Here is a 23935-nt window from a genome sequence, read left to right as displayed (position 1 = left end):
GGTGGGCCGACTGATTGCCGGATGGCGCCATGAATGTCTTATCGAGCCTACACGCTTCCGCCTCATAGACTCGCTAAGCTGACGCCATCGAATATGTTAACGTTAAGCCGTTTGCGACAGATGCGCGCCGATCTTGTTCATAATCGCGTCGGCACGTTTGACCGCATCGCTGATATTGACGCGAACGACCGTTTTACCGGTAAAACGCTCCTCAAATTTGATGCCGATATCCTTAGTTAAAATCACTATATCAGCCTCCGCCACATCGCGCGCGGTCAGTTCGTTTTCCAGGCCAATCGAGCCCTGCGTCTCCACTTTAACCTCCCAGCCTTTGGCTTTGGCCGCGCTTTCCAACGCCTCGGCCGCCATATAGGTGTGCGCCACCCCCGAAGGACATGCGGTCACTGCAATAATCTTAGTCATGGCTCATTCCTCATTTAATTAATTTCAAAATCTAAATCCAGATCATCTTCTTTCTCATTAATCTGAGGCTCTTTTTTACGCGCCAGACTTTTCAGCACGTTAACACAGAGCGCCGTCACCACCGCGCCAATGGCGACCGCTGCGACATACCCCAGCTTGCCTTCCACTACCGGGAGCACGATTAAGCCCCCCCAACCGGCATAACACTGCGCCCCCACCAGGGCGGCCGTTACCGCACCGCAGGCGGAACCGAGCATGATGGAAGGGATCACCCGCAACGGATCGGCGGCGGCAAACGGGATCGCACCCTCGGTGACGCCCACACACCCCATCACCAGCGCGGCTTTACCGGCCTCACGCTCCTCTGAGGAAAAGTTCTTACGGCCAATCAGCGTCGCTAGCCCTAATCCCAGTGGCGGAACACAGATGCCCACGGCGGCAATGGCCACGACGGTATAAATGCCTTGCGACACACAAATCAGCATGAAGGCATAAGCGACCTTATTAACCGGCCCCCCCATATCGAAGGCCAGCATCAGTCCTAAAATGATGGCCAGTACCACAATGCTGCCCTGCTGCATCCCCTGCAGCCAGGCGGTTAGGCTGGTGGTCAACGCGCCCACGGGTTCACCCAGCCCCCACATCATGATGCCGGCGGTAATAAATGTTCCCACGATAGGAATGACGAAGATAGGCATCACCGAGCGCAACACCTTATGCACCGGGATCTTCTTCAGATAGTGCACCACAATGCCACCGATCATCCCGGCGATCAGCGCGCCAAAGAATCCGGCGCCAAAGCTGTTGCCGACCCATGCACCGATCGCACACGGTGCCAGCGCAGATCGCTCGGCAATGGAGTAACCGATATAGGCCGCGAGAAAAGGAACCATCAACGTCAGTCCCGCGACACCGATATCAAAAAGCCTCTTGAGATTAGGATCCGTTGCCGCATCGGGTACCGCGCCCTTGCCATACAGCATCACGGAGATCGCCAGCAAAATTCCGCCAGCCACCACGAAGGGGATCATATGCGAAACACCGGTCATCAGGTGCTGACGGGTGTTTCTCAGGATCTGCATCAACTCTTTCATAAGTCGCTCCTGGGCTGGTTAAAGCCAACATCAATGATGGGGGGTTGCGGCAAATAATAGGCAATCCACCACGACGCAGACAGTGGACAAAAAGGCCATTTACTGGATTTTTGTAATATCAATAAGAAAATGAGACCCGTCTCATAACTTAGCAATTATCGGAAATTAATGGCTGCAGATTAACTTGTGAGGGGTATCTCACTTTGATGGTTATATTACATTTGTCCAGTGTTTGGCAGATTTGTCACATGGCACACCCCGGCCATCCCCTTTTATTCTGTAACGAGAGAACCGTTATGGGAGAGAGGCGATGGCTTTAATTGTGGAATTTACTTGTGAGCTACCCAATGGGGTACATGCGCGGCCAGCAAGCTTGGTTGAGACACTGTGTAATACCTTCCACTCGCACATGGAGTGGCATAACCTGCGTACCGATCGTAAAGGGAACGCTAAAAGCGCACTCGCCCTCATTGGCACCGACACCCTGTGCGGCGATAGCTGCCGGTTATCCATCTCTGGCGCCGACGAGCAGGCGGCCCACCAGCGCCTCAGTCAGTGGCTACGCGATGAGTTTCCGCGCTGTGATACCCCGTTGGCTGAAGTCAAAAATAGCGAACTGGCGCCGCTTCCTGTCTCATTGACGAATCTCAACCCACAATTTTTTCGCGCGTGTAGCGTCTGTTCGGGTAGTGCAAGTGGTGTTCTGACACGGCTCGCCGCGCTGGATCTCAACGCGCTGGGTCCCCTTCCAACGGCCAAGGATGTCGACAGCGAACAGTCCGCACTGGATAACGGCTTGACGCTGTTAATGAAGAGTATCGAATTCCGTTTACTCGACAGCGACGGCTCCGCCCGTACCATTCTGGAGGCTCATCGTTCGCTGGTGGGAGACACCTCCCTCCGTCAGCACTTGATGGCCGGCGTTTCACACGGGTTAAGCTGCGCCCAGGCGATCGTCGAGAGCGCCCGCCACTTCGGCGACACATTCGCCCGCTCCCCTAGCCAGTATCTACAGGAGCGCGCGCTGGATGTCCGTGATATCGCTTGCCAGCTCCTACAACAAATTTATGGCGCACAGCGTTTCCCGGCACCGGGTCAACTCACGCAACCCGCGATCTGTATGGCGGATGAGCTCACGCCCAGCCAGTTCCTTGAGCTCGACAAAACCCTCCTCAAGGGCCTGTTGTTAAAAAGCGGCGGCACCACTTCACACACGGTCATTCTTGCCCGCTCCTTCAATATTCCGACGCTGGTTGGGGTGGAGACGGAACAGTTAGCGGCGTGGCTGCATCAGACGGTTTACCTCGACGGCAACGCGGGCGCGATTATCGTCGCGCCCGATGAATCGGTCAGCCGCTACTATCAGCAGGAGGCTCGACTCCACGCTGCGCTGCGCGAACAGCAACGCATCTGGTTGACGCGGGAGGCTCGCTCGGCGGACGGTATTCGCCTGGAGATTGCCGCCAATATTGCCCACCCCGTAGAGGCAGCGGCGGCGTTTGCTAACGGTGCCGAGGCCGTGGGTCTGTTCCGCACAGAAATGCTCTATATGGACCGCGCCTGCGCCCCCGATGAGAGCGAGTTGTACCACCTCTTTTGTCAGGCGTTGGCGTCCGCGCAGGGGCGTAGCATCATTATTCGCACCATGGATATTGGGGGCGATAAACCCGTTGATTACCTGAACATTCCTGCCGAAGCGAACCCATTTCTCGGCTACCGTGCTGTGCGTATCTATGAGGAGTACGCCGCATTATTCACCACGCAGTTGCGCGCCATCCTCCGCGCCTCTGCCCATGGTAGCCTGAAGATCATGATCCCGATGATCTCCTCTATGGAGGAAATCTTGTGGGTGAAAGAGCGGCTGGCAGAGGCTAAACAGCAGCTACGGCATGAACATGTTCCGTTTGATGAACGAATCCCGCTCGGCATCATGCTGGAGGTTCCCTCGGTGATGTTCATCATCGATCAATGCTGCGAAGAAATTGATTTCTTTAGTATCGGCAGTAATGATCTGACGCAGTATCTGCTGGCGGTCGATCGCGACAACGCCAAGGTCACCCGGCACTATAACAGTCTGAATCCGGCTTTCCTGCGCGCGCTGGATTTCGCCGTGCAGGCGGTGCATCGCCAGGGTAAGTGGATCGGCCTATGCGGCGAGCTCGGCGCAAAAGGGTCGGTCCTGCCGTTACTGCTCGGACTGGGGCTGGACGAGATCAGCATGAGCGCCCCCTCAATCCCCAACGCTAAAGCACGGATGGCGCGACTCGATAGCCGCGCCTGCCGCCACCTGCTGGATCAGGCGATGGCCTGCCGCACCGCACTCGAGGTCGAGCATCTCTTGGCTCAGTTCCGCATGGCCCAGCAGGACGCGCCGCTGGTCACCGCCCAATGCATCACGCTGGATAGCGACTGGCGCAGCAAAGAGGAGGTGATAAAAGGGATGACGGACAATCTCCTACTGGCCAACCGCTGCCGCTATCCACGCAAGCTAGAGGCCGACCTGTGGGCGCGCGAAGCCGTCTTCTCCACCGGGCTAGGCTTCGGCTTCGCGATCCCACACAGTAAATCCGAACATATTGAACAATCGACCATCAGTGTAGCGCGCCTAGCGGCACCAGTACGCTGGGGGGAGGACGAGGCGCAGTTCATCATCATGTTAACGCTCAACAAACACGCCGCAGGCGACCAACACATGCGTATTTTCTCGCGTCTCGCCCGCCGCATTATGCACCAAGAATTCCGCAACGCCCTGGTTAACGCCGCCTCCGCCGACGCCATCGCCACGCTGCTGCAACATGAACTGGAACTATAAAGGAAAGAGTATGGAACTGTATCTGGATACCGCCAACGTGGCGGAGGTCGAACGTCTATCACGTATCTTCCCGATTACGGGCGTCACCACAAATCCGAGCATCATAGCCGCCGGCAAGGTGTCCATCTGGGAGGTATTGCCAAGGTTACAACAAGCCATCGGTGATGAGGGGACGCTGTTCGCCCAAACCATGAGCCGCGATAGCGCGGGGATGGTGGAAGAAGCCAAGCGGCTGCACAACGCCATGCCGGGGATCGTGGTCAAGATCCCCGTGACCTCGGCGGGCTTAGCGGCAATCAAACTGCTAAAAAAAGAGGGGATCACCACACTGGGGACTGCGGTGTACAGTGCCTCGCAAGGACTGCTCGCGGCGCTGGCTGGGGCGAAATATGTCGCACCCTATGTGAACCGCATCGACGCGCAAGGCGGTGACGGTATTCGTACTGTGCAAGAGTTACAACGCTTACTGGAGCAGCACGCGCCAACCTGCAAGGTGCTCGCGGCCAGTTTTAAGACCCCACGTCAAGCGCTCGATTGCTTACTCGCCGGATGCCAAGCGATCACCTTACCTTTAGATGTCGCGCAACAAATGCTCGATACTCCGGCGGTAGTCGCGGCAACAGAGAAGTTTGAACAGGACTGGGAGAATGCCTTTGGCAGCCTGAGTCTTTAAGACGGCGCACGCGAGGGATCGCCTGATCCAATCCGCCGTTCAGGACATCCAAGATATGGCTGTCATCACGCTGCGCGCGCTTTAGGGAATATCCCCCCTGCACAAACATCAGATCCGGCCGGATGAAATGTCATCCGGCTGGAGAGGCGGGCAAAAGATCTAGGGCGATCGGTGACGGCGCGCCAGCGCGAGCCGATACCCGCCTCCGACTAGCGGAAGGGAAGCGGTATTTCCCCCGCATATTAGCCCTGCTGCCACCGATATATCCGTAATGGCTTCAACCACCGTAAATAGAAAAACTAATGGTAACTAAGCTGATATTACTCGCTAAGGAGGAGCTAATACTACGGGCGGATCACAGCCTCTCTCATCGGGTGATGCAATAATCTCTTCTATTATGGTGCGATTTCACGTAACCTATCTGGCTGGACTTCTCCCAGCGAGAAGTTCGCAGAGATAACCATGAAGCGCCAATATACGCTATTCACATTCCTCTCTCGTCGTAAGCGCCGGGCTAAAACACTCAAAATCAAAACCCTTATCAACCGTGAGCGGGAAAGCTGGGGCGGTCTCTTCTATGATGAATGCGATCGGACAATAGCTGTTGCCAGCGGGGGCTGGGTCTGGAGTGATATTGTTTTTCTCGGTCATGACTCGGCAGTCTTCTGGAATGCGGAGATCATCACCACTAATTTCGCTTTTAGCGATGCCGTAGAAGAAGCGGCATTCAATGAAGCCATGCTGCGACTAGAGGCCGCTGGCGAGCAGAGAGTCGAACCTTTTGATTACAGCCACAGCACAATCATCGGCCATATATTGACGCCTCGCGCAGAGCAAACCTATTCGATATTTAACGGATTAACCTTCAATGATTTTATCGCGAAACGAGCGCAGGGGATTGCTCGGGATGCGCCTCCAGCAGTTTACTGTGGCTACTGCATATTACCGGGTTTTACTTTCGGAATTGGCTTGGGGATGATCGTTGAGGCCGATCTTTTAAGTCAGACGCTAATTGAAGCAACGATTCAGGATTTTCTTGCTCACGGCGAGCGAAACGGGGTCTCTGAGGTGCCTTCCCCCGTTCCGCTATACGGATAAGATTAGCGGTGATCGACTTAACGCTAAAAACTGAACATCTACGGGAACGAAGCTTGAACAACAAAACTGCAATCCTCATAGCCGCGCGGTTAATGACCGCGCTCAATATGAGGAAACACCATGGCTCGAACTCGCGCAGAAAGACGCCACCATATGCGTCGAATGAAACAAAGACGACGACACGACAATACGGTTGGCGACGGTTGTCCAAAACATCTGGGGCGTCATTATAAAACCCCGTGTCGCTGTTCCTGCTGGATGTGTGGACACCAACGTTACTGGTATGGACCAGGCATGCAGGAGCGCCGCGCACGCGCAAAAAATACCTAAGGAGGGCCTATGAGGTAACTATCTATAAATAGGAGCCTAGCATGTCTGTTTTTAACACACGCAGAGATCGTGACCGGAACGGTCGACCGAAACCACATTACCACGTTGGTTATCCTGGATTCGACGGCAAGATGATGCACTATCGCGATCGCCTCTCTGGACTCTGGCCGGCCTGGAACACCTGTCATTGCCCGTCCGACTGGACACGTCTGTTTATGACCCGACCACGCCGGGCACAAGAGTTCCTCGCTATCAAACGGATAATGAAAGGAAGCGATCCCGACGGGATCCTCTTCCCTCATAGCACCAAGCCGTATTTCTATTATTACTAAACCCCGCCCCCTTTCCGGGGGCTTTATTCACGGAGTCAGCGACCGCGGATCGGCTATCAGTCCAGAATTATTTTGATGCGTGAATGGTCTGGTTCTTGTCCCCATCCCTTAAGCTCAGCTAAAAGCACGCTATATGTCATCCATCAGTCTTCTGGTCATAAGTACACGCGGGACGGGTTCAACCGTCGTTGGCGCCAAGCAAAGAAAACAGCCAAAGAGCGATACCCCGAGTTGGACGTTAACTTCACCTTTCACGATCTGAACGCTAAGGGGATCGCTGACCTGAAAGGGAACATCGACGAGAAGCAGGCTATTTCTGGTCATAAGAACGTAGAGCAAACAGCTCGTTATAACCGAAAGATCCCTATCGTTCCGACGGTAGATGGGCAGTGATAGCCGGAGGAATATTATGAAAACATATTATGAAAGGTGATCTATAGACACAAAAAAACCACCTTGCGGTGGTTTAGATGCAATGCTTACGCATTGATTTTTATATTATTTGTCATGGTACCCGGAGCGGGACTTGAACCCGCACAGCGCGAACGCCGAGGGATTTTAAATCCCTTGTGTCTACCGATTCCACCATCCGGGCGGCGACAAATAAAATGGAGGCGCGTTCCGGAGTCGAACCGGACTAGACGGATTTGCAATCCGCTACATAACCGCTTTGTTAACGCGCCAAACCGGATGACCCTGCCCTATCGGCACAGCCATAAAATTTGGAGCGGGAAACGAGACTCGAACTCGCGACCCCAACCTTGGCAAGGTTGTGCTCTACCAACTGAGCTATTCCCGCATAATCAACTTATTTAGTTGTATCTTCTGGCTTTTCATTATTGCCGTCCGATGCGATGCATTCTACTTATCTGACTGACGACGTCAACTCTCTTTTTCGCATCGGACGTGCGTTTGCCGCTTTTTAACGCAGCGGCCTCAAGAATCCAACAGATCGCCGCGTGCAGCGCTCAGGTATTGGAACATCGACCAGAAGGTCAATACCGCGGCGATATACAGCGCCACAATCCCGGCGATAATAATAGAGATGTCCGGGCGCCATAATAGCCCGACCAGTGCCAGCATCTGAGCCGTCGTCTTCACCTTACCGATCCAGGAGACGGCCACACTGCTGCGTTTGCCGATCTCCGCCATCCACTCACGCAGTGCGGAGATGATGATCTCGCGGGCGATCATGGTGGCCGCCGGTAGCGTCACCCACCAGACGTGATAATACTCGGTCACCAGCACCAGCGCCGTCGCCACCATCACCTTGTCGGCCACCGGGTCGAGAAAGGCGCCGAAGCGCGTGGTCTGCTTCCAGCGCCGAGCGAGGAAGCCATCGAACCAGTCGGTCACCGCCGCCACCACGAAAATCAGCGCACAGGCGAAGGGGGCCCAGGTGAACGGAAGATAGAAGGCCAGGACAAAAAACGGGATCAGGATGACGCGAAACAGCGTCAATAGCGTAGGGATATTTAATCGCATAGTACGGTGACTATCTTCCTTTCGTGGATATTGCGTTTATGTTGCTACAACGCCCTTATTGTTTCAACGCATAGTGGATCTTTTCCGCTAATGCGGCTGAAATACCGGGCACTTTTGCGATCTCATCGACACTGGCGTCGCGCAGCGATTGCATTCCCCCCATATACTTGAGCAATTGTTGGCGCCGTTTCGGGCCGATGCCTTCGATGGACTCCAACGCGCTGGTGTTACGCACCTTGGCACGCTTCTTACGGTGGCCGCTGATGGCGTGGTTGTGCGACTCGTCGCGAATGTGCTGGATCAGGTGCAGCGCCGGCGAGTCGGGCGCCAGGGAGAAGCCCTCGCCATGGGGGACGAAGAACAGTGTCTCCAGCCCCGCCTTACGATCGCTTCCCTTGGCGATGCCCAGCAATAGCGGGCGCGTCTTATCCCAGGGGACATCCAGCTCGGCGAAGACCTCTTTCGCTTGCGCCAGCTGCCCCTTGCCGCCGTCAATAAAAATGACGTCGGGGATCTTCTCATCGTTCAGCGCCTTGCCATAGCGACGGCGTAGCACCTGGCGCATGGCGGCGTAGTCATCCCCAGGCGTAATGCCGCTAATATTATAGCGCCGATATTCGCTACGCAGCGGCCCGTTGCGATCGAAGACCACGCAGGAGGCCACCGTCTCCTCGCCCAAGGTGTGGCTGATGTCGAAACACTCCATGCGTTGAATGTCGGCACGCTGGAGTACCTGCTCCAACTGAACCAGGCGTTGCAGGATCGTCGACTGTTGAGAGAGCTTGCTGCTCAGCGCCGTGGCAGCGTTGGTGCGCGCCAGCTTCAGGTAACGCGCCCGATCGCCACGAGGCTGCGACTGAATGTGGATGCGGCGCCCGGCCAGTTCGCTGATCGACTCCGCCAACAGTTGCCGCTCCGGCAGCGCGAAGTCGATCAGGATCTCCCCCGGCAGGGTACGCGTCTGGCTGCCCTGCAAATAAAACTGGCCGATAAAGGTCTGCACCACCTCGGCGAGCTCCGTCCCGGCGGGGACGCGCGGAAAGTAACTGCGACTGCCCAGCACCTGCCCCTGACGGATAAATAGCACATGGACGCAGGCCATCCCGGCCTCGAAGGCTACCCCCACCACGTCGATATCATCGTGATCGCCGGAGATGAACTGGCGCTCGGTCACACGACGCACCGCCTGGATCTGGTCGCGCAAGCGCGCGGCCTCTTCAAAACGCAGTGCGCGGCTGGCCTCCTCCATGCGGGCGACCAACGCATCCACCACCTGGCTGTCTTTGCCCGACAGGAATAGGCGTACGTAGTCGACCTGGCGCGCGTACTCCGCGTCGCTCACCAGACCGGCGACACAGGGGCCCAGGCAACGCTGGATCTGGTATTGCAGGCAGGGACGCGAGCGATTGCGGTAGACGCTATCCTCACACTGGCGAATGGGAAACAGCTTTTGCAGCAGGGCCAAGGTCTCGCGTACCGCGCTGGCGTTGGGGAATGGGCCGAAATAGTCACCGCGGGCGCGCTTGGCGCCCCGATGCACCGTCAGGCGTGGATGACGCTCGGCGCTGAGGTAGATCAGGGGGTAAGACTTATCATCGCGTAACAAGACGTTATAGCGCGGCTGGTAACGCTTGATGTAATTGTGCTCCAGCAGCAGCGCCTCGGTCTCCGTGTGGGTCACGGTGACATCGATGTGGGCAATCTGGCGGACCAAGGCCTCGGTCTTGCGGCTGGCGAGCTGACGGCGAAAATAGCTGGAGAGACGTTTCTTGAGATCTTTAGCCTTGCCGACGTAAATGACCTCGCCGCCGGCCTCGTACATCCGGTATACCCCCGGTTGGCTGGTCACCGTCTTGAGGAAGGCGACCGCATCAAAGCATTCACTCACCGCTTAGAATTTTCTCTGCATTGCACAGCCCGTGCCGGATCGCCAGATGGGTCAATTCGACATCCCCACTAATGTTCAGCTTGCTAAACATGCGGTAACGGTAGCTGTTGACGGTTTTGGGGCTCAGATTCAGCTGTTCGGAAATCTCCGTCACCTTACTGCCGTTGGTGATCATCAGCATGATCTGTAGTTCACGTTCGGATAGGCAGCCGAACGGCGACTCGCTCTGAGGGGCCAATTGGCTCAGCGCCATCTGCTGGGCGATATCGGAGGCGATGTAACGCTGACCGGAGTAGACCGCACGGATCGCACTGATCATCTCCTGTGGCGCCGCGCCCTTGCTGAGATAGCCGAAGGCGCCAGCCTGCATGACCTTAGCCGGTAGCGGATTTTCCGTATGGATGGTCAACATGATGACTTTCACCTCGGGCTTCACCCGTAAGATCTTCCGGGTCGCTTCCAGGCCGCCGATCCCCGGCATGTTCATATCCATCAACACAATGTCGGCACAGTTGCTACGGCACCATTTCACCGCGTCTTCGCCACACTGCGCCTCGCCCACCACTTTAATCCCTTTGATATCTTCAAGAATGCGTCGTATCCCTGCGCGCACCAGTTCGTGGTCATCAACAAGAAGAACGCTAATCAAAGATAAATCTCCCAGCTATGGAAACAACAACATACTTTATGACAAACTTTCCCAGTCTACTGTTTTTTAGCGAAAGAATGAATAGATTAAATGTTACTTAATGCAGAAAATTCGCTAAAAAAAGCGTGGCTTTGCCCATGTACATTTTTTCTGCTTTTACAAGAGCATCATAAAACTCAACGAGTTAAATAGGTACTTTTTCTACGCCTCACTCGCCTCGTCTCGATACACGCCCGTGGCGAGGCCGAAAAGAGCGGCCGAGAATATACTCGTCATTCTGCAAAAATAGCCGTAGCAATAGATTCGAGTTAATGCCACCCCAATTACCTCAGCAAGCGCAAGAATGGCGACAACGCCAACCAAGGATTACGCAAAAATAAGAAAAATAGCCCTCATGGCTATAAAATCAATACTAACAATGTTACAGCACAATATTCGATATATTGTGATATACTTCGCCGCCGATTATGCCGCGCGTCAACGCACCGGCCACGGATCGTCAAACGAACAACCGCGTACCCGGTAACGGGTGCGCCAGATCAACAAAAGGTAACTTATGAGCAACGCTGATTTTTCTACCGAAGCGACCATCGAAGCTTTGACGCACGAGGTCACCTGTCTGAAAGCCACCCTGACCGAAATGCTCAAGGCCATGGGGCAGGCCGACGCCGGTAAAGTGATCATCAATATGGAAAAATATGCGGGCCGGTTAGAAGATCAGGAGCAATCTGAAGCCTTCAAAAAGACCATGGCGCAAATTAAACACGTCTATCGTCAGTAAGTCAGCGACTGACGCGCCGACGGCGGCTTTTCCCCGGCGAACCAGGGCGTTTTAAGCAAATAACGCCTTCCCCGGGGAGGGTCGGGCACTCGGCCAGCATCAGGATCCAGCTATGGGACTCGCGCTCAAAGCGCTAATCGGAGCCTTGGCGGTTTTGTTGATCGCCCTCTGCGCCCGCAGTAAAAATTACTATCTGGCTGGGCTGGTGCCGATGTTTCCCACCTTCGCCCTGATCGCGCATTACCTCGTTGGCCGCGAACGCTCCCTCGACGCGTTGCGCCACACCATCCTGTTTGGCCTGTGGGCCATTATCCCCTATCTGATCTACCTCCTCTCCCTCTATCTGTTGGCGGGGCATCTGCCGCTCCCCGTGGCGCTGTTAGGCGCGGTCCTCTGTTGGGCCCTTGCCGCCGGGGTATTGATTCTCCTGTGGCAGCGCTAGCTTTACCGCAGCAGCGCATCGCGGATATGCTGCCGCCGATGCCCAGGGGCGTCGCCGAAGGTATCTCGCAGCGTGGCGTTGGCATGGCTGGGCCGCCAATAAAAACGGGGACGATCACGCCCCCGTTAAACGTTTTCACTGACTTATATGCATCACATGTTGTCGATGATCGCGTCGGCAAACTCTGAGCATTTCAGCAGCGTGGCGCCCTCCATCAGACGCTCGAAGTCATAGGTCACGGTCTTGTTGGCGATCGCCCCTTCCATGCCGTTAATGATCAGGTCCGCCGCTTCCGTCCAGCCCATGTGACGCAGCATCATCTCGGCGGAGAGGATGATCGAGCCGGGGTTCACCTTATCCTGACCGGCATATTTCGGCGCGGTGCCGTGGGTCGCCTCAAACAGCGCGCACGCATCGCCGATGTTGGCTCCCGGCGCGATACCGATACCGCCGACCTGCGCGGCCAGGGCGTCGGAGATGTAGTCGCCGTTGAGGTTCATACAGGCGATGACGTCGTACTCCGCCGGGCGCAGCAAGATCTGCTGCAGGAAGGCATCGGCGATCACATCTTTGATCACGATGGTTTTACCGTTACGCGGGTTCTTCACCGCGACCCACGGGCCGCCATCGATGGGCTCGCCGCCGAACTCGTCACGCGCCAGTTGGTAGCCCCAATCCTTGAAGGCGCCCTCGGTGAACTTCATGATATTGCCCTTATGCACCAGGGTCACCGACTCACGATCGTTGGCGATGGCATACTCGATCGCGGCGCGCACCAGGCGCTTCGTCCCCTGCTCGGAGCACGGTTTCACCCCGATGCCACAGTGATCGGTGAAGCGGATCTTGTTGACCCCCATCTCCTCGCGCAGGAAGTTAATCACCTTCTTCGCTTCAGGGCTGTCGGCCTTCCACTCGATACCGGCGTAGATGTCTTCGGCGTTCTCGCGGAAGATCACCATATCGGTCAACTCAGGTTGTTTCACCGGGCTCGGCGTCCCTTGGTAGTAGCGTACCGGTCGCAGACAGATGTACAGGTCTAACTGCTGACGCAGGGCGACGTTAAGTGAACGGATGCCGCCGCCAACCGGGGTCGTCAAGGGGCCCTTGATGGCGACGCGGTAATCACGGATCAGCGCCAGCGTCTCATCGGGCAGCCACACATCCGGGCCGTAGACCTGGGTCGCTTTCTCACCGGTGTAGATCTCCATCCAGGCGATCTTGCGCTCACCGTGATACGCCTTGGCGACGGCGGCATCGACCACCTTGATCATCGCCGGCGTCACATCGATCCCGATACCATCCCCTTCGATAAACGGAATAATGGGCTGTGCCGGGACGCTCAGTTTGCCCTGCGCGTCGACACTAATCTTCTGCCCTTCAGCCGGCACCACGACTTTACTTTCCATTAACCTCTCCCTCCGCGTAACTTGCCTAGGCCTCGCCTGCCGTAGGCTGACGATAACCGATTGATTTAATATATATTATACAGCATACGCTCAATGACTTTGTTAACTTACTGTAAAACCAATGTCAATAGTACTTAAATTAACAGCCAACGCCAATCGGAATACATTTTTAGGTATAATCCGTGTGTCATGACGCACAGTTTTGCCCATGCGCCTTGCTAACATCCTATATGGCCAGAAAAATGTCAAAATCAGACCCAAAATCCCGCGTTCGCCGTCCGCAACGCCCGATCCGTCGTCCCAGTATAGATAAACGCCCGCCAGCACCGCGCCGCGTGGTGATCTTCAATAAGCCATTCGACGTGCTGCCCCAATTCACCGATGAGCAGGGGCGCGCCACCCTGAAGCAGTACATTCCGCTCACGGGTATCTACGCCGCCGGGCGCTTAGATCGCGACAGCGAGGGCTTGCTGGTGTTGACCAACGACGGACAACTCCAGGCGCAGCTGACCCAACCGGGCAAGCGTACCGGCAAGGTGTACTATGTACAGGTAGAGGGCGAGCCGACGGAACACGATCTGGCCCGCTTTCGTCAAGGATTGACGCTGAAAGATGGCCCAACGCTGCCCGCCCAGGCGGAACGAGTAACCGAGCCAGAGTGGCTCTGGCCGCGCAACCCGCCCATTCGCGAGCGCAAGAGCATCCCCACCAGCTGGCTCAAGATCACCCTCTATGAGGGACGCAACCGTCAGGTCCGACGCATGACGGCGCATATCGGTTACCCCACCCTACGGCTGATCCGTTATAGTATGGGCTCCATTACCCTAGAGGATCTGGCGTCGGGCTGCTGGCGTGAGATCGACTGGCCCTGAGGCGCCGCGCCCAGGCGGCCAGTGAGGAGCCGCTATGTTGAAACCGCATGTTACCGTCGCCTGTGTCGTGCAGGCCGAAGGGCGTTTTTTGATCGTCGAGGAGACCATCGACGGTCAGGTGCGTTGGAACCAACCCGCCGGCCATCTGGAGCCGAGCGAGACCCTATTGCAGGCGGCGGCGCGCGAGTTGTGGGAGGAGAGCGGCCTACGCGCCGAACCGCAGTCTCTGCTGCAAATCTTTCAGTGGGTGGCGCCGGACGCCACCCCGTTTCTGCGCTTCACCTTTGCCATCGACCTCGCCCACTGCCAGGCGACCGAACCACACGATAGCGACATCGACCGCTGCCTGTGGCTCCCCGCCGAGCAGATCCTCGCCTCGTCGCAGCTACGTTCGCCGCTGGTGGCGGAGAGTCTGCGCTGCTACCAGCGAGGAGAGCGTTATCCCCTCGCCCTCCTGTGCGCCTACCCACCCGCACACTGACGTCAGCGCACCGCACAGGCGGTGCGTGTCCAGCGGCAACGTGGTAAACTAGACGCTCGTTTATGTTCCACTCAGACTGCGAGAGTCTCATGTCAGATAACAGCCAGAAAAAAGTGATCGTCGGGATGTCCGGCGGTGTCGATTCCTCCGTATCCGCCTATTTATTACAACAACAGGGGTATCAGGTTGCTGGCCTGTTCATGAAGAACTGGGAAGAGGACGATAACGACGAGTATTGTTCCGCGGCCGCCGATCTGGCCGATGCCCAGGCGGTCTGCGACAAGCTCGGCATCGAGCTGCACACCGTCAACTTCGCCGCCGAGTACTGGGACAATGTCTTCGAGTTGTTCTTGCAGGAGTACCGGGCCGGCCGCACGCCTAACCCGGATATCCTGTGCAACAAGGAGATCAAGTTTAAGGCCTTCTTGGAGTTCGCCGCGGAAGATCTGGGGGCCGACTACATCGCCACCGGCCACTACGTGCGCCGTCGCGACATCGACGGCACCACCCAGCTGCTGCGTGGCGTGGATGCCAATAAAGATCAGAGCTATTTCCTCTACACCCTTAGCCACCAGCAGGTGGCGCAGAGCCTGTTCCCGGTCGGAGAGCTGGAGAAACCGGAGGTGCGGCGCATCGCCACTCAGCTGGATCTGGCTACCGCCAAGAAGAAAGACTCCACCGGCATCTGCTTCATCGGCGAGCGCAAGTTCCGCGACTTCCTCGGCCGCTATCTACCGGCGCAACCGGGTAAGATCATCACCGTCGATGGCCAGGAGATCGGCGAACACCAGGGGCTGATGTATCACACCCTGGGGCAGCGCAAGGGGCTGGGTATCGGCGGCACCAAGGAGGGGAATGAAGAGCCGTGGTACGTGGTGGATAAAGACGTGGCCAATAACGTGTTGCTGGTCGCCCAGGGGCATGACCATCCGCGCCTGTTCTCCAATGGCTTGATCGCTCAGCAGCTGCATTGGGTCGACCGCCGCCCGCTGACGGCGGAGCTACGTTGTACGGTGAAGACGCGTTACCGCCAAGCCGACATCCCCTGCCGGGTGATACCGATCGACGATACGCGCATCGAAGTGCGTTTCGATCAGCCGGTCGCCGCCGTCACACCGGGGCAATCCGCTGTCTTCTACCAAGATGAAGTCTGCCTGGGCGGCGGCATCATCGAGGCACGCCTGGTCGATTAATTCCCTCGACGCCTCCCTCTGCCAGCCGGACACGCGATACACCACTGTCTGGCTGGCTTTACGCTTTTCGCACCACACACGCTATCCGCGGCTAGCGGCTCATTGTCCCGATTATGTTACACTCAGAATAGTCTGAACCCGATCGATAGTGAGTCATGAGTCCGCTGCAATCCCTCGATCTCCTGTATATCAACGCCTGCGTCACCTACGCGACGCTCTCCGTCAGTTACTTCGCGTTGAGTAAGCAGCGGGCGCTCGGCCCCTATTCGCCGCTGCCGGGCCGTATCCTGTGGGGATTAATCGCCGGCCTGCTCTCCTGGTATCTCAGCGGCAGCAAAATGCCCGTGAGCGCGCATATCCACTACTCGTTCGAGATCGTCCCGATGATCTTGGTCACCTTCTTCGGCGGCTGGTGTGCCGGGCTGACGGCCTGGCTGCTAAACTTCATCACCACCGGTGGATTCGTGCTCGATAATCTGTTTATCGGCCTGATGCTGGCGCCGCTGCTGCTGAGCCGGATCTGGCAACGCAACACCCTGCGCATGTTTATCCTGTGTATCTCGCTGGTCGCACTGTTCCACCTGCTGATCATCGTCCCGGAACTGACCCAGCGCATCGAACTGCTGGATGCGTTGTTGCACCAGGTCATCGCCTACTGTTGCCTGCTGGTCTGTTACCAGACGCTGACCCTCAAACAGCGCAGCATCAACGCCTACTTCACCCTGCGTGAATCCGCGCTGCGCGATCAATTGACCCAAACCTACAATCGCCAGGGGCTGCAGCAACAGATCCTGACGCTGGAGCGTGAGCAGCGCCCCTGCTGTATCGCGATGATCGACATCGATAATTTCAAGCAGATCAACGATCATTACGGCCACCTCTGTGGCGACCAGGTCTTGATCACGTTGGCGAAGATGGCCAACCAGACCCTCTCGCCGCAAGACTATATCGCCCGCTTCGGCGGTGAAGAGTTCATCATCCTGTTCGCCGAGTTAGAACTCAGTCAAGCCAACGCACGCTGCGAACATCTGCGCCGGCTGATCAGCCATGCCCCGCTTTATCTCGGTCACGGTCAACGCGCCTGGGTCACCGCCTCCTTCGGCCTGACGCGTTTCGACGGCTACTCCGATCTCGAACACGCCATCGCCCAGGCCGACGAGGCGCTGTATCGCGCCAAGCGCCAAGGGAAAAACCGCATCATCGTCACCTGATCCGCCGCTGACGACGTCATCGTTTGCGCAGATGTGCGCCAGTTGTCGGTTCCGATCGCCCATGCCGCTAGGTTTAGCGCCGGGTTTATGGCATGATCGGGCGTCAGAATCCCGCACCGGCGCCTCATCGTCGGTGTCTCGCGGCCCGCAAACAGGAGTCAACGTGGCGAAGAATTACTATGACATCACCCTGGCATTAGCCGGTATCTGTCAGTCAGCGCGTCTGGTTCAGCAGTTAGCCCATGAAGGGCAATGCGACAGCAGTGCGCTACGCACCTCGCTGCACAGTATTCTTCAAACCGATCCGCCCAATACCCTCGCGGTCTTCGGCGACCATGAACGTGTGCTTAAACCGGGGCTGGAGACACTGCTCAACGTGTTGAATGCTAACCGTCAGGGGCCGGGTGCCGAGTTAACCCGCTACTGCCTGAGCCTGATGTTACTGGAGCGTAAGCTATACGGTAACCGGCAGGCGCTGGCGACCCTCTCCGAACGCATCGGCGAGCTCGATCGTCAACTGGCGCACTTCGATCTGGAATCCGACACCATCATCAGTGCCTTAGCCGCCATCTATGTCGATGTCATCAGCCCGTTGGGGCCGCGCATCCAGGTCACCGGCTCGCCCAGCATCTTGCAAAACGCGTTGGTGCAGGCCCGAGTCCGCGCCGCCTTGCTGGCGGGTATCCGGGCAGGGATCCTGTGGCAACAGGTCGGCGGCAGCCGCCTCCAACTGATGTTCTCGCGTAACCGCCTGTTCCAGATGGCGCAGAATTTATTGACTCATAGTTAACCTTTCCCAACCCCAGGAGTTGCTACCGATGGAATTATCCTCTCTGACCGCCGTATCACCGATCGACGGCCGTTATGGCGACAAAGTCACCGCCCTGCGGCCGATCTTTAGTGAGTTTGGTCTGTTGAAGTTTCGTGTCCAGGTAGAAGTACGTTGGCTGCAAAAACTGGCTGCTTGCGAGGAGATCGGCGAAGTTCCGCCTTTTGATGACCAGGCAAACGCTTTCCTCGATCGTATCGTCAGCGAGTTCAACGAAGAGGATGCCCGCCGTATCAAGAGCATCGAACGCACCACGAATCACGACGTGAAGGCGGTCGAATACTTCCTGAAAGAGAAGGTCGCTACCCAACCGGCGCTGCACGCCGTTTCCGAATTCATTCACTTCGCCTGCACCTCCGAAGATATCAACAACCTCTCTCATGCCCTGATGTTGCACAGCGCGCGTGAAGAGGTATTGAAGCCGAGCTGGCGCCAACTGATCGAAACCCTTCAGGGGCTGGCGCACACCTACCGCGACGTCCCACTGATGGCGCGTACCCACGGCCAGCCGGCGACGCCGACCACCGTCGGTAAGGAGTTCGCCAACGTCGCCTACCGTCTGGAGCGCCAGTTCCGCCAACTCACCCAGATCGAGATCATGGGTAAGATTAACGGCGCCGTCGGTAACTACAATGCCCATCTGGCGGCCTACCCAGACATCGACTGGCACGCCTTCAGCGCAAGCTTCGTCAGCTCGCTGGGGATCCAGTGGAACCCCTACACTACCCAGATCGAGCCGCACGACTACATCGCCGAGCTCTTTGACTGCGTCGCCCGCTTCAACACTATTCTGATCGACTTCGATCGCGACGTGTGGGGCTATATCGCGCTGAACCACTTCAAGCAGAAGACCATCGCCGGCGAGATCGGCTCATCGACCATGCCGCACAAGGTCAACCCGATCGACTTCGAGAACTCCGAAGGCAACCTCGGCTTGTCCAACGCCCTGCTCGGTCACTTGGCCGCCAAGCTGCCCGTCTCCCGCTGGCAGCGCGATCTGACCGACTCCACCGTGCTGCGCAACCTGGGCGTCGGCCTGGGTTATGCCTTGATCGCCTATGCGGCGACCATGAAGGGCTTGAGCAAGCTGGAGGTCAATCACGACCATCTGCTGGAGGAGTTGGATCATAACTGGGAGCTGCTGGCCGAGCCGGTGCAAACGGTGATGCGCCGCTATGGCATCGAGAAGCCCTACGAGAAGCTGAAAGAGCTGACCCGCGGCAAACGCGTCGATGCTGCCGGGATGCAGCGCTTCATCGACGGCCTGGCCTTGCCGGAGGCGGAGAAGCAGCGTCTGAAGGCGTTGACACCGGCCAGTTACATCGGCGCCGCCGTCCAGTTGGTCGATAAGTTGAAGTAATCGATCCGCCCATTGTTCACTTTTGCACCTTCCGCGGCGGGCGGAGGGTGCTCCTCTCCCTTCGCGACGCGCCTTCCGTCACAGCATACCGACTTTTTACTTCTGCCACGCCCTGCCAGCGATTACACTGGAACCATCCAATACAGCTTATGATTGATGCCGAACACTATGAGTGCCGACCCAACTCCACTGCTACAAAAGCTCCGTGATGACCTCGCTCAACCTGGATCCATGCCCATCTATCTCCGCTTCAACGAGTCCATCCGCCAAGCCATCGCTCAGGGGATGTTGCAACCGGGCGACTTCCTGCCCAGCGAGCGCGCCTTCACCGAGGCGCTGAAGATCTCACGTATCACGGTACGCAAGGCGTTGGCCTGCCTGGAGCAAGATGACATTATTGGTCGCGGACGCGGCTTTGGTACCCAGATCAAACAGGTGCCGATGTCGTCGCTGGCCTACTCACTCGCGAATATCAAGGGCTTCTCCGATGAGGTCGCCATGCTGGGTCATACGCCCGGAACCCGTTGGTTGACGCGCGAGCTGGTGCCCGCCTCCGCCACCATCGCCGAAAAACTGGCGCTGCCTATCGACACGCCGGTCTATCGCCTGGAGCGTATCCGCAGCGTGGATGGCGAGAATCTCTCGCTGGCCATCTCCTATGTGGTGCGCGAAGCCATCGGTAATTGTAACGAGATCGGCGACTCGCTCTATGCCTACCTACGCGCCCGTCAGATCCAGTTCGGTCGGCTCACCAGCCAACTCAGCGCCTGTCTGGCCGATCCCTCGCTACAGCAGAAACTGGCTATCCCGGCGCCGACCGCCATGCTGGTAATCCGCCAGCTGTTGTGCGATCAGGCCCAGCGGCCATTGGAGTACAGCATCAACTACTGCCGGGGTGACATGTACGAATATACGGCGGAGGAGTAAGTGGCGCGGGCCGGCGCTCAAGCGCCTGCCCAGCACACACTCAGCGCTGCGTGCGCTGATGGCGTAGGCGCTGCAACGCCGTGGCGTAATGCTGCATATCCTGTGGGTTGACCCGTTGCAGGGTCGCCAACCAATCGGGACGGATCGCCTGAATCCCGCCAAGCGCGCCGCAAATCGCCGTCGCCATCGCCCCGATGGTGTCGGTGTCGCCGCCCAAGTTGGCGCACAACTCGGCGCAACGGTTCGGGCAGCCTTGGGCCAGATCGACCATGGCGATGGCCGCTGGTACCGACTCGATGGTCGAGACGCCAGCGCCGATCAACTGATAGATCCGTTCGCTGCCCTGCTCATACCCCGATGCCGTCTCACTCACCGTTAACGCCAGTTCAAGCCGAGCCGCCAGGGATGGGCTAAAGGTCGAAGGCCGATACTGTTGGGCATAGGCCGCCACCCCCGGCAACGCCAGGCGGATCGTCGCCCAACTCGCCCCTTCGATCGCCCGCGAGACCGCCCAGGCGATCACCACCGCCCCGGCCACCGCGATGTCTGACTTATGAGTCGGGCTGGAGGCCTGCCACACCTGCTCGACGAAGGCCGGTAACGGTGCCGATGGCAATAGGCAGCCTAAGGGCGAGACGCGCATCGCGGCGCCGTTCGTCACCCCGTTATTCTCCTGCGCGGCGATCGCCATCCCCGCCTGTTGCTCCGTCAGCGCCTGGCGCGAGCTGGGGCCAAGGATATTGCGCTCGAAGGCGTTAAACCCTTCGGCCCAGCGCATGATGTTACGCGCGATCAACTCGGGCACCACCTCCCCCTCGGCCTCGATCAACGCATCGGCCAACGCCAGCGCCATCGAGGTGTCATCGGTATACTGCCCGGCCAGGAAATAGCAGGCGGCGCTATTCTCCGCCGGTCCATCGAGGAAACGATCGATCCAACCGAAGTGGCGACGAACCCGCTCGCGCGGCCACAACTCCGACGGCATGGCTAAGGCATCACCCAACATCTGACCGTACAACGCCCCCAGGATATGCTGCGCCGTCTCCGCTTGGTTATCGCGTTGGACGCAGGCCTGCGCCGCCAACTCTGTCATACTCGCTCTCTCATTCTGTTCGCTGATTAGGCGTTAATAGTACCTTAATAATACCAAAAACAGCAATCACCGCCGCCTCACGGCGCGCTCTCGCTCACACCCTGTCGGCGCGTCTCGCCTCTATGGCAAGCGCCTAGTTTATCTGCCGTTGAGGTTAGGGTGTTTATGGTTAGCCGATCTAACGCCGTCGGCGATGCCGCGAGGCGTACAGGCTGAAGGAAAGCGGGCAACGTCAACAAGATCCCATGGACGCTCTAGCCACTTTCCGCTAGGGTGAAACCAGGCATTTCAGGGGGCAATCGTAACCCCGGCACGATAGTGGAAGGATTTGAATATGCGTATCTTAGTCGTCGAAGACAACAACCTGCTACGCCACCATTTGGCGGTACAAATGCGCGAACTCGGCCACCAGGTCGACGCGGCGGAAAATGCCAAAGAGGCCGATTTTTTCGTCCGTGAGCAAACGCCAGACATCGCGATCGTCGACCTCGGCCTACCGGGCGAAGATGGCCTGAGTCTGATCCGCCGCTGGCGGAGCGAGCAGGTCACGCTGCCGATCCTGGTGCTCACCGCGCGCGAAAGTTGGCAGGAGAAGGTCACGGTGCTCGAAGCCGGCGCCGACGACTACGTCACCAAGCCGTTCCATCTGGAGGAGGTACTGGCGCGCATGCAGGCGCTGATGCGCCGGAATAGCGGCCTGGCCTCGCAGATCATCAGCCTGCCGCCCTTCCAGGTCGATCTGTCGCGCCGCGAATTGCGGGTGGACGACACGCTGATCAAACTTACCGCCTTCGAGTACACCATCATGGAGACGTTGATCCGCAACAACGGCAAGGTGGTGAGTAAGGATGCGCTGATGCTGCAACTCTATCCCGATGCCGAACTGCGCGAAAGCCATACTATCGACGTGCTGATGGGCCGCCTGCGCAAGAAGCTACAGCAGGCGTTTCCGGCGGAGGTGATCACTACCGTGCGTGGTCAGGGTTACCGCTTCGACGTCCCGGCATGATGCGCCAACGCTGGCAGGCCTGGAAGGCTCGCCCCTTCTCGCTACGCACCCGTTTCATGCTGGCCACCGCCGCCATGGTGTTCCTCTTGTCGCTGGCTTATGGCCTGGTGGCCGTGGTCGGCTACGCCGTCAGCTTCGATAAGACGACCTATCGCCTGCTGCGTGGCGAGAGCAATCTGTTCTTTAGCCTGGCTCACTGGCAGGATGGGCGACTCACCATCACCCCACCGCCCAACATGGCGCTCAATACCCCAACCCTGGTGATGATCTACGATCGCGAGGGACACCTGCTTTGGAGTCAGCGCCGCGTACCGGCGCTGGAGAAACGCATCGAGCGCGCCTGGCTGGAGAAACCCGGCTTCTATGAGATCGACAGCAACAAACACTTCAGTAGCACGGTCCTGGGCGATAACCCGCAGATGCAGGATCAACTCAAGGACTACGACGACGACAGCGCCGATGCCATGACCCACTCGGTCGCCGTCAGCCAGTATAGCGCGACCGACCATCTCCCGGCGCTGACCATCGTGGTGGTCGACACCATCCCACAGGAGCTACAGAATTCGGATATGGTCTGGGGCTGGTTTAGCTATGTGCTGATCGCCAACGTGCTATTAGTGGTGCCGCTGCTGTGGCTGGCCGCCTACTGGAGCCTGCAACCGATCAAGGATGTCGCCAGTCAGGTGCGTGAGCTGGAGAAGGGGCAGCGGGATAGCCTGAGCGAGAATCCCCCCCTCGAGCTGCGTGGGCTGGTGCGTAACCTCAACATCTTGTTAAGCAACGAACGACAGCGCTACACCCGTTATCGCACCACCCTCTCCGACCTGACTCATAGCCTGAAGACCCCGCTGGCGGTGCTACAGAGTACCCTGCGCTCCCTGCGCAACGGTAAAAGCCTGAGCATCGAGCAGGCCGAGCCGATCATGCTGGAGCAGATCAGTCGCATCTCCCAGCAGATCGGCTACTACCTGCACCGCGCCAGCGCCCAGTCGGAGCATAGCGTGCTCAATCGTGAAGTCCATTCGGTACCGGCGATCCTCGACGCCTTGGCTTCGGCACTGAACAAGGTTTACCAGCGTAAGGGGGTCGATATCTCGCTGGATATCCCGCCGGAGTTGACCTTTATCGGCGAGAAAAACGATCTGATGGAGGTGATGGGTAACCTACTGGACAACGCCTGCAAATACTGCCTGGAGTTCGTCGAGGTCAGCGCCTGTCTGCAGGGCGATACCCTGCTGCTATGGGTGGACGATGACGGTCCAGGTATCCCCGACGATAAACGCGAACTGGTGTTCGCTCGCGGCCAACGCGCCGATACCCTGCGCCCGGGTCAGGGGCTGGGGCTGGCGTTAGTGGACGAGCTGGTCGCGCAGTACGAGGGGAGCGTCACCATCGACGATAGCCCGTTGGGCGGAGCACGTATGCACGTGCGCTTCGGCCAACAGCGGTTAGAAAACGATTAATTCCGTCGACGAGGGCACAAAATGCCCTCGCCTCTGGCGGCTGACGGCGCGCCATCCGTTATACTTCCCGCTGTGCCACCAACC

At 57.9% G+C, this 23935-nt stretch carries 23 protein-coding genes and 3 tRNA genes; 16 read left to right on the top strand and 10 right to left on the bottom strand.

What is annotated here, in order from left to right; all coding sequences use genetic code 11:
* Positions 1-102: 102 nt before the first annotated feature.
* On the bottom strand, positions 103-423 hold the full coding sequence (locus tag ACEQFP_RS01670) for a PTS fructose-like transporter subunit IIB (protein WP_005293916.1): 321 nt from the start codon (positions 421-423) through the stop codon (positions 103-105).
* A 14-nt stretch (positions 424-437) separates the two neighbouring features.
* Positions 438-1517, bottom strand: coding sequence for a PTS fructose transporter subunit EIIC (locus ACEQFP_RS01665; protein ID WP_068870868.1), 1080 nt, complete (start codon positions 1515-1517; stop codon positions 438-440).
* 310 nt (positions 1518-1827) lie between these two features.
* On the opposite strand from ACEQFP_RS01665, the gene ptsP reads away from it, so the two are divergent.
* The 5 genes from ptsP to ACEQFP_RS01640 all read left to right on the top strand — a co-directional run bounded on the left by ptsP (position 1828) and on the right by ACEQFP_RS01640 (position 7155).
* Positions 1828-4329 (top strand): phosphoenolpyruvate--protein phosphotransferase, encoded by a 2502-nt coding sequence (ptsP, locus tag ACEQFP_RS01660; protein WP_370547378.1) that lies wholly within the window; start codon positions 1828-1830, stop codon positions 4327-4329.
* 10 nt (positions 4330-4339) lie between these two features.
* A complete protein-coding gene (gene fsa, locus ACEQFP_RS01655; protein ID WP_068870864.1) occupies positions 4340-5002 on the top strand; it encodes a fructose-6-phosphate aldolase in 663 nt (220 codons plus the stop codon).
* 462 nt (positions 5003-5464) lie between these two features.
* Positions 5465-6100 (top strand): hypothetical protein, encoded by a 636-nt coding sequence (locus tag ACEQFP_RS01650; RefSeq protein WP_005287110.1) that lies wholly within the window; start codon positions 5465-5467, stop codon positions 6098-6100.
* A gap of 461 nt (positions 6101-6561) precedes the next feature.
* A complete protein-coding gene (locus ACEQFP_RS01645; protein ID WP_223931141.1) occupies positions 6562-6762 on the top strand; it encodes a hypothetical protein in 201 nt (66 codons plus the stop codon).
* Between the two features lie 72 nt (positions 6763-6834).
* Positions 6835-7155, top strand: coding sequence for a tyrosine-type recombinase/integrase (locus tag ACEQFP_RS01640; protein ID WP_396463769.1), 321 nt, complete (start codon positions 6835-6837; stop codon positions 7153-7155).
* Between the two features lie 115 nt (positions 7156-7270).
* Here ACEQFP_RS01640 and ACEQFP_RS01635 read toward each other — a convergent pair.
* From ACEQFP_RS01635 to uvrY, 6 genes are all read right to left on the bottom strand, one after another.
* Positions 7271-7357 (bottom strand) — tRNA-Leu (locus ACEQFP_RS01635).
* A gap of 14 nt (positions 7358-7371) precedes the next feature.
* Positions 7372-7445, bottom strand: a tRNA-Cys gene (locus ACEQFP_RS01630).
* A gap of 40 nt (positions 7446-7485) precedes the next feature.
* Positions 7486-7561: transfer RNA gene (locus tag ACEQFP_RS01625), tRNA-Gly, on the bottom strand.
* A gap of 137 nt (positions 7562-7698) precedes the next feature.
* Complete coding sequence (gene pgsA / locus ACEQFP_RS01620; RefSeq protein ID WP_005287119.1) at positions 7699-8247, bottom strand: CDP-diacylglycerol--glycerol-3-phosphate 3-phosphatidyltransferase; 549 nt, start codon at positions 8245-8247, stop codon at positions 7699-7701.
* 55 nt (positions 8248-8302) lie between these two features.
* A complete protein-coding gene (uvrC, locus tag ACEQFP_RS01615; protein WP_005287122.1) occupies positions 8303-10135 on the bottom strand; it encodes an excinuclease ABC subunit UvrC in 1833 nt (610 codons plus the stop codon).
* Positions 10128-10784, bottom strand: coding sequence for a UvrY/SirA/GacA family response regulator transcription factor (uvrY, locus tag ACEQFP_RS01610; RefSeq protein WP_005287125.1), 657 nt, complete (start codon positions 10782-10784; stop codon positions 10128-10130). The genes uvrC and uvrY overlap by 8 nt, the downstream gene beginning before the upstream one ends.
* A gap of 556 nt (positions 10785-11340) precedes the next feature.
* Here uvrY and ACEQFP_RS01605 point away from each other — a divergent pair.
* Together ACEQFP_RS01605 and ACEQFP_RS01600 are read left to right on the top strand one after the other, a co-directional pair.
* Positions 11341-11565: a DUF2594 family protein gene (locus tag ACEQFP_RS01605; protein ID WP_005287130.1), complete on the top strand. Its 225-nt coding sequence runs from the start codon at positions 11341-11343 to the stop codon at positions 11563-11565.
* A gap of 112 nt (positions 11566-11677) precedes the next feature.
* Complete coding sequence (locus ACEQFP_RS01600; RefSeq protein WP_035596397.1) at positions 11678-12007, top strand: GlpM family protein; 330 nt, start codon at positions 11678-11680, stop codon at positions 12005-12007.
* 152 nt (positions 12008-12159) lie between these two features.
* On the opposite strand, the gene icd is transcribed toward ACEQFP_RS01600, so the two are convergent.
* Positions 12160-13413, bottom strand: a complete 1254-nt coding sequence (gene icd, locus ACEQFP_RS01595) for an NADP-dependent isocitrate dehydrogenase (RefSeq protein ID WP_098143090.1) — start codon at positions 13411-13413, stop codon at positions 12160-12162.
* Positions 13414-13655: 242 nt separating this feature from the next.
* Between icd and rluE the strand changes: the two genes are divergently transcribed.
* The 7 genes from rluE to ACEQFP_RS01560 all read left to right on the top strand — a co-directional run bounded on the left by rluE (position 13656) and on the right by ACEQFP_RS01560 (position 20286).
* Positions 13656-14285: a 23S rRNA pseudouridine(2457) synthase RluE gene (rluE, locus tag ACEQFP_RS01590; RefSeq protein ID WP_370547377.1), complete on the top strand. Its 630-nt coding sequence runs from the start codon at positions 13656-13658 to the stop codon at positions 14283-14285.
* Between the two features lie 34 nt (positions 14286-14319).
* Complete coding sequence (locus ACEQFP_RS01585) at positions 14320-14766, top strand: NUDIX hydrolase (protein ID WP_370547376.1); 447 nt, start codon at positions 14320-14322, stop codon at positions 14764-14766.
* 89 nt (positions 14767-14855) lie between these two features.
* Positions 14856-15959, top strand: a complete 1104-nt coding sequence (gene mnmA, locus ACEQFP_RS01580) for a tRNA 2-thiouridine(34) synthase MnmA (protein ID WP_005293901.1) — start codon at positions 14856-14858, stop codon at positions 15957-15959.
* Positions 15960-16114: 155 nt separating this feature from the next.
* On the top strand, positions 16115-17170 hold the full coding sequence (locus ACEQFP_RS01575) for a GGDEF domain-containing protein (RefSeq protein WP_005287150.1): 1056 nt from the start codon (positions 16115-16117) through the stop codon (positions 17168-17170).
* Between the two features lie 163 nt (positions 17171-17333).
* Positions 17334-17960 carry a high frequency lysogenization protein HflD gene (gene hflD, locus ACEQFP_RS01570; protein ID WP_005287152.1) on the top strand — a complete coding sequence of 209 codons (627 nt, stop codon included), beginning with the start codon at positions 17334-17336 and terminating at the stop codon, positions 17958-17960.
* A 28-nt stretch (positions 17961-17988) separates the two neighbouring features.
* Entirely contained in the window at positions 17989-19359 is a 1371-nt protein-coding gene (gene purB, locus ACEQFP_RS01565; RefSeq protein WP_005287154.1) for an adenylosuccinate lyase, read from the top strand.
* A gap of 168 nt (positions 19360-19527) precedes the next feature.
* A complete protein-coding gene (locus ACEQFP_RS01560; protein WP_005293897.1) occupies positions 19528-20286 on the top strand; it encodes a GntR family transcriptional regulator in 759 nt (252 codons plus the stop codon).
* 40 nt (positions 20287-20326) lie between these two features.
* On the opposite strand, the gene ACEQFP_RS01555 is transcribed toward ACEQFP_RS01560, so the two are convergent.
* Positions 20327-21379 carry an ADP-ribosylglycohydrolase family protein gene (locus ACEQFP_RS01555; RefSeq protein WP_047059618.1) on the bottom strand — a complete coding sequence of 351 codons (1053 nt, stop codon included), beginning with the start codon at positions 21377-21379 and terminating at the stop codon, positions 20327-20329.
* Positions 21380-21713: 334 nt separating this feature from the next.
* On the opposite strand from ACEQFP_RS01555, the gene phoP reads away from it, so the two are divergent.
* Both phoP and phoQ read left to right on the top strand, forming a co-directional pair.
* Positions 21714-22388, top strand: a complete 675-nt coding sequence (gene phoP / locus ACEQFP_RS01550; RefSeq protein WP_005287166.1) for a two-component system response regulator PhoP — start codon at positions 21714-21716, stop codon at positions 22386-22388.
* On the top strand, positions 22385-23851 hold the full coding sequence (gene phoQ / locus ACEQFP_RS01545; protein WP_068870855.1) for a two-component system sensor histidine kinase PhoQ: 1467 nt from the start codon (positions 22385-22387) through the stop codon (positions 23849-23851). Before phoP ends, phoQ begins: the two co-directional genes overlap by 4 nt.
* The last annotated feature ends 84 nt before the right edge of the window (positions 23852-23935 follow it).

Source organism: Edwardsiella sp. A.80236, assembly GCF_044540725.1.
In the GTDB taxonomy this organism is placed as follows: Bacteria; Pseudomonadota; Gammaproteobacteria; order Enterobacterales; family Enterobacteriaceae; genus Edwardsiella; species Edwardsiella tarda.
The sequence above is the reverse complement of the archived record's forward strand: the minus strand, read 5'-3'. Positions and strand labels throughout refer to the sequence as shown.

Bases quoted from the DNA above. Each gene is read 5' to 3' on its own strand.
- ptsP (WP_370547378.1), top strand. From the start codon at position 1,828: ATGGCTTTAATTGTGGAATTTACTTGTGAGCTACCCAATGGGGTACAT.
- ACEQFP_RS01575 (WP_005287150.1), top strand. From the start codon at position 16,115: ATGAGTCCGCTGCAATCCCTCGATCTCCTGTATATCAACGCCTGCGTC.
- ACEQFP_RS01650 (WP_005287110.1), top strand. From the start codon at position 5,465: ATGAAGCGCCAATATACGCTATTCACATTCCTCTCTCGTCGTAAGCGC.
- icd (WP_098143090.1), bottom strand. From the start codon at position 13,413: ATGGAAAGTAAAGTCGTGGTGCCGGCTGAAGGGCAGAAGATTAGTGTC.
- ACEQFP_RS01665 (WP_068870868.1), bottom strand. From the start codon at position 1,517: ATGAAAGAGTTGATGCAGATCCTGAGAAACACCCGTCAGCACCTGATG.
- ACEQFP_RS01560 (WP_005293897.1), top strand. From the start codon at position 19,528: ATGAGTGCCGACCCAACTCCACTGCTACAAAAGCTCCGTGATGACCTC.
- phoQ (WP_068870855.1), top strand. From the start codon at position 22,385: ATGATGCGCCAACGCTGGCAGGCCTGGAAGGCTCGCCCCTTCTCGCTA.
- ACEQFP_RS01645 (WP_223931141.1), top strand. From the start codon at position 6,562: ATGATGCACTATCGCGATCGCCTCTCTGGACTCTGGCCGGCCTGGAAC.
- fsa (WP_068870864.1), top strand. From the start codon at position 4,340: ATGGAACTGTATCTGGATACCGCCAACGTGGCGGAGGTCGAACGTCTA.
- purB (WP_005287154.1), top strand. From the start codon at position 17,989: ATGGAATTATCCTCTCTGACCGCCGTATCACCGATCGACGGCCGTTAT.
- ACEQFP_RS01600 (WP_035596397.1), top strand. From the start codon at position 11,678: ATGGGACTCGCGCTCAAAGCGCTAATCGGAGCCTTGGCGGTTTTGTTG.
- rluE (WP_370547377.1), top strand. From the start codon at position 13,656: ATGTCAAAATCAGACCCAAAATCCCGCGTTCGCCGTCCGCAACGCCCG.
- mnmA (WP_005293901.1), top strand. From the start codon at position 14,856: ATGTCAGATAACAGCCAGAAAAAAGTGATCGTCGGGATGTCCGGCGGT.
- ACEQFP_RS01585 (WP_370547376.1), top strand. From the start codon at position 14,320: ATGTTGAAACCGCATGTTACCGTCGCCTGTGTCGTGCAGGCCGAAGGG.
- ACEQFP_RS01555 (WP_047059618.1), bottom strand. From the start codon at position 21,379: ATGACAGAGTTGGCGGCGCAGGCCTGCGTCCAACGCGATAACCAAGCG.
- ACEQFP_RS01670 (WP_005293916.1), bottom strand. From the start codon at position 423: ATGACTAAGATTATTGCAGTGACCGCATGTCCTTCGGGGGTGGCGCAC.
- ACEQFP_RS01605 (WP_005287130.1), top strand. From the start codon at position 11,341: ATGAGCAACGCTGATTTTTCTACCGAAGCGACCATCGAAGCTTTGACG.
- pgsA (WP_005287119.1), bottom strand. From the start codon at position 8,247: ATGCGATTAAATATCCCTACGCTATTGACGCTGTTTCGCGTCATCCTG.
- phoP (WP_005287166.1), top strand. From the start codon at position 21,714: ATGCGTATCTTAGTCGTCGAAGACAACAACCTGCTACGCCACCATTTG.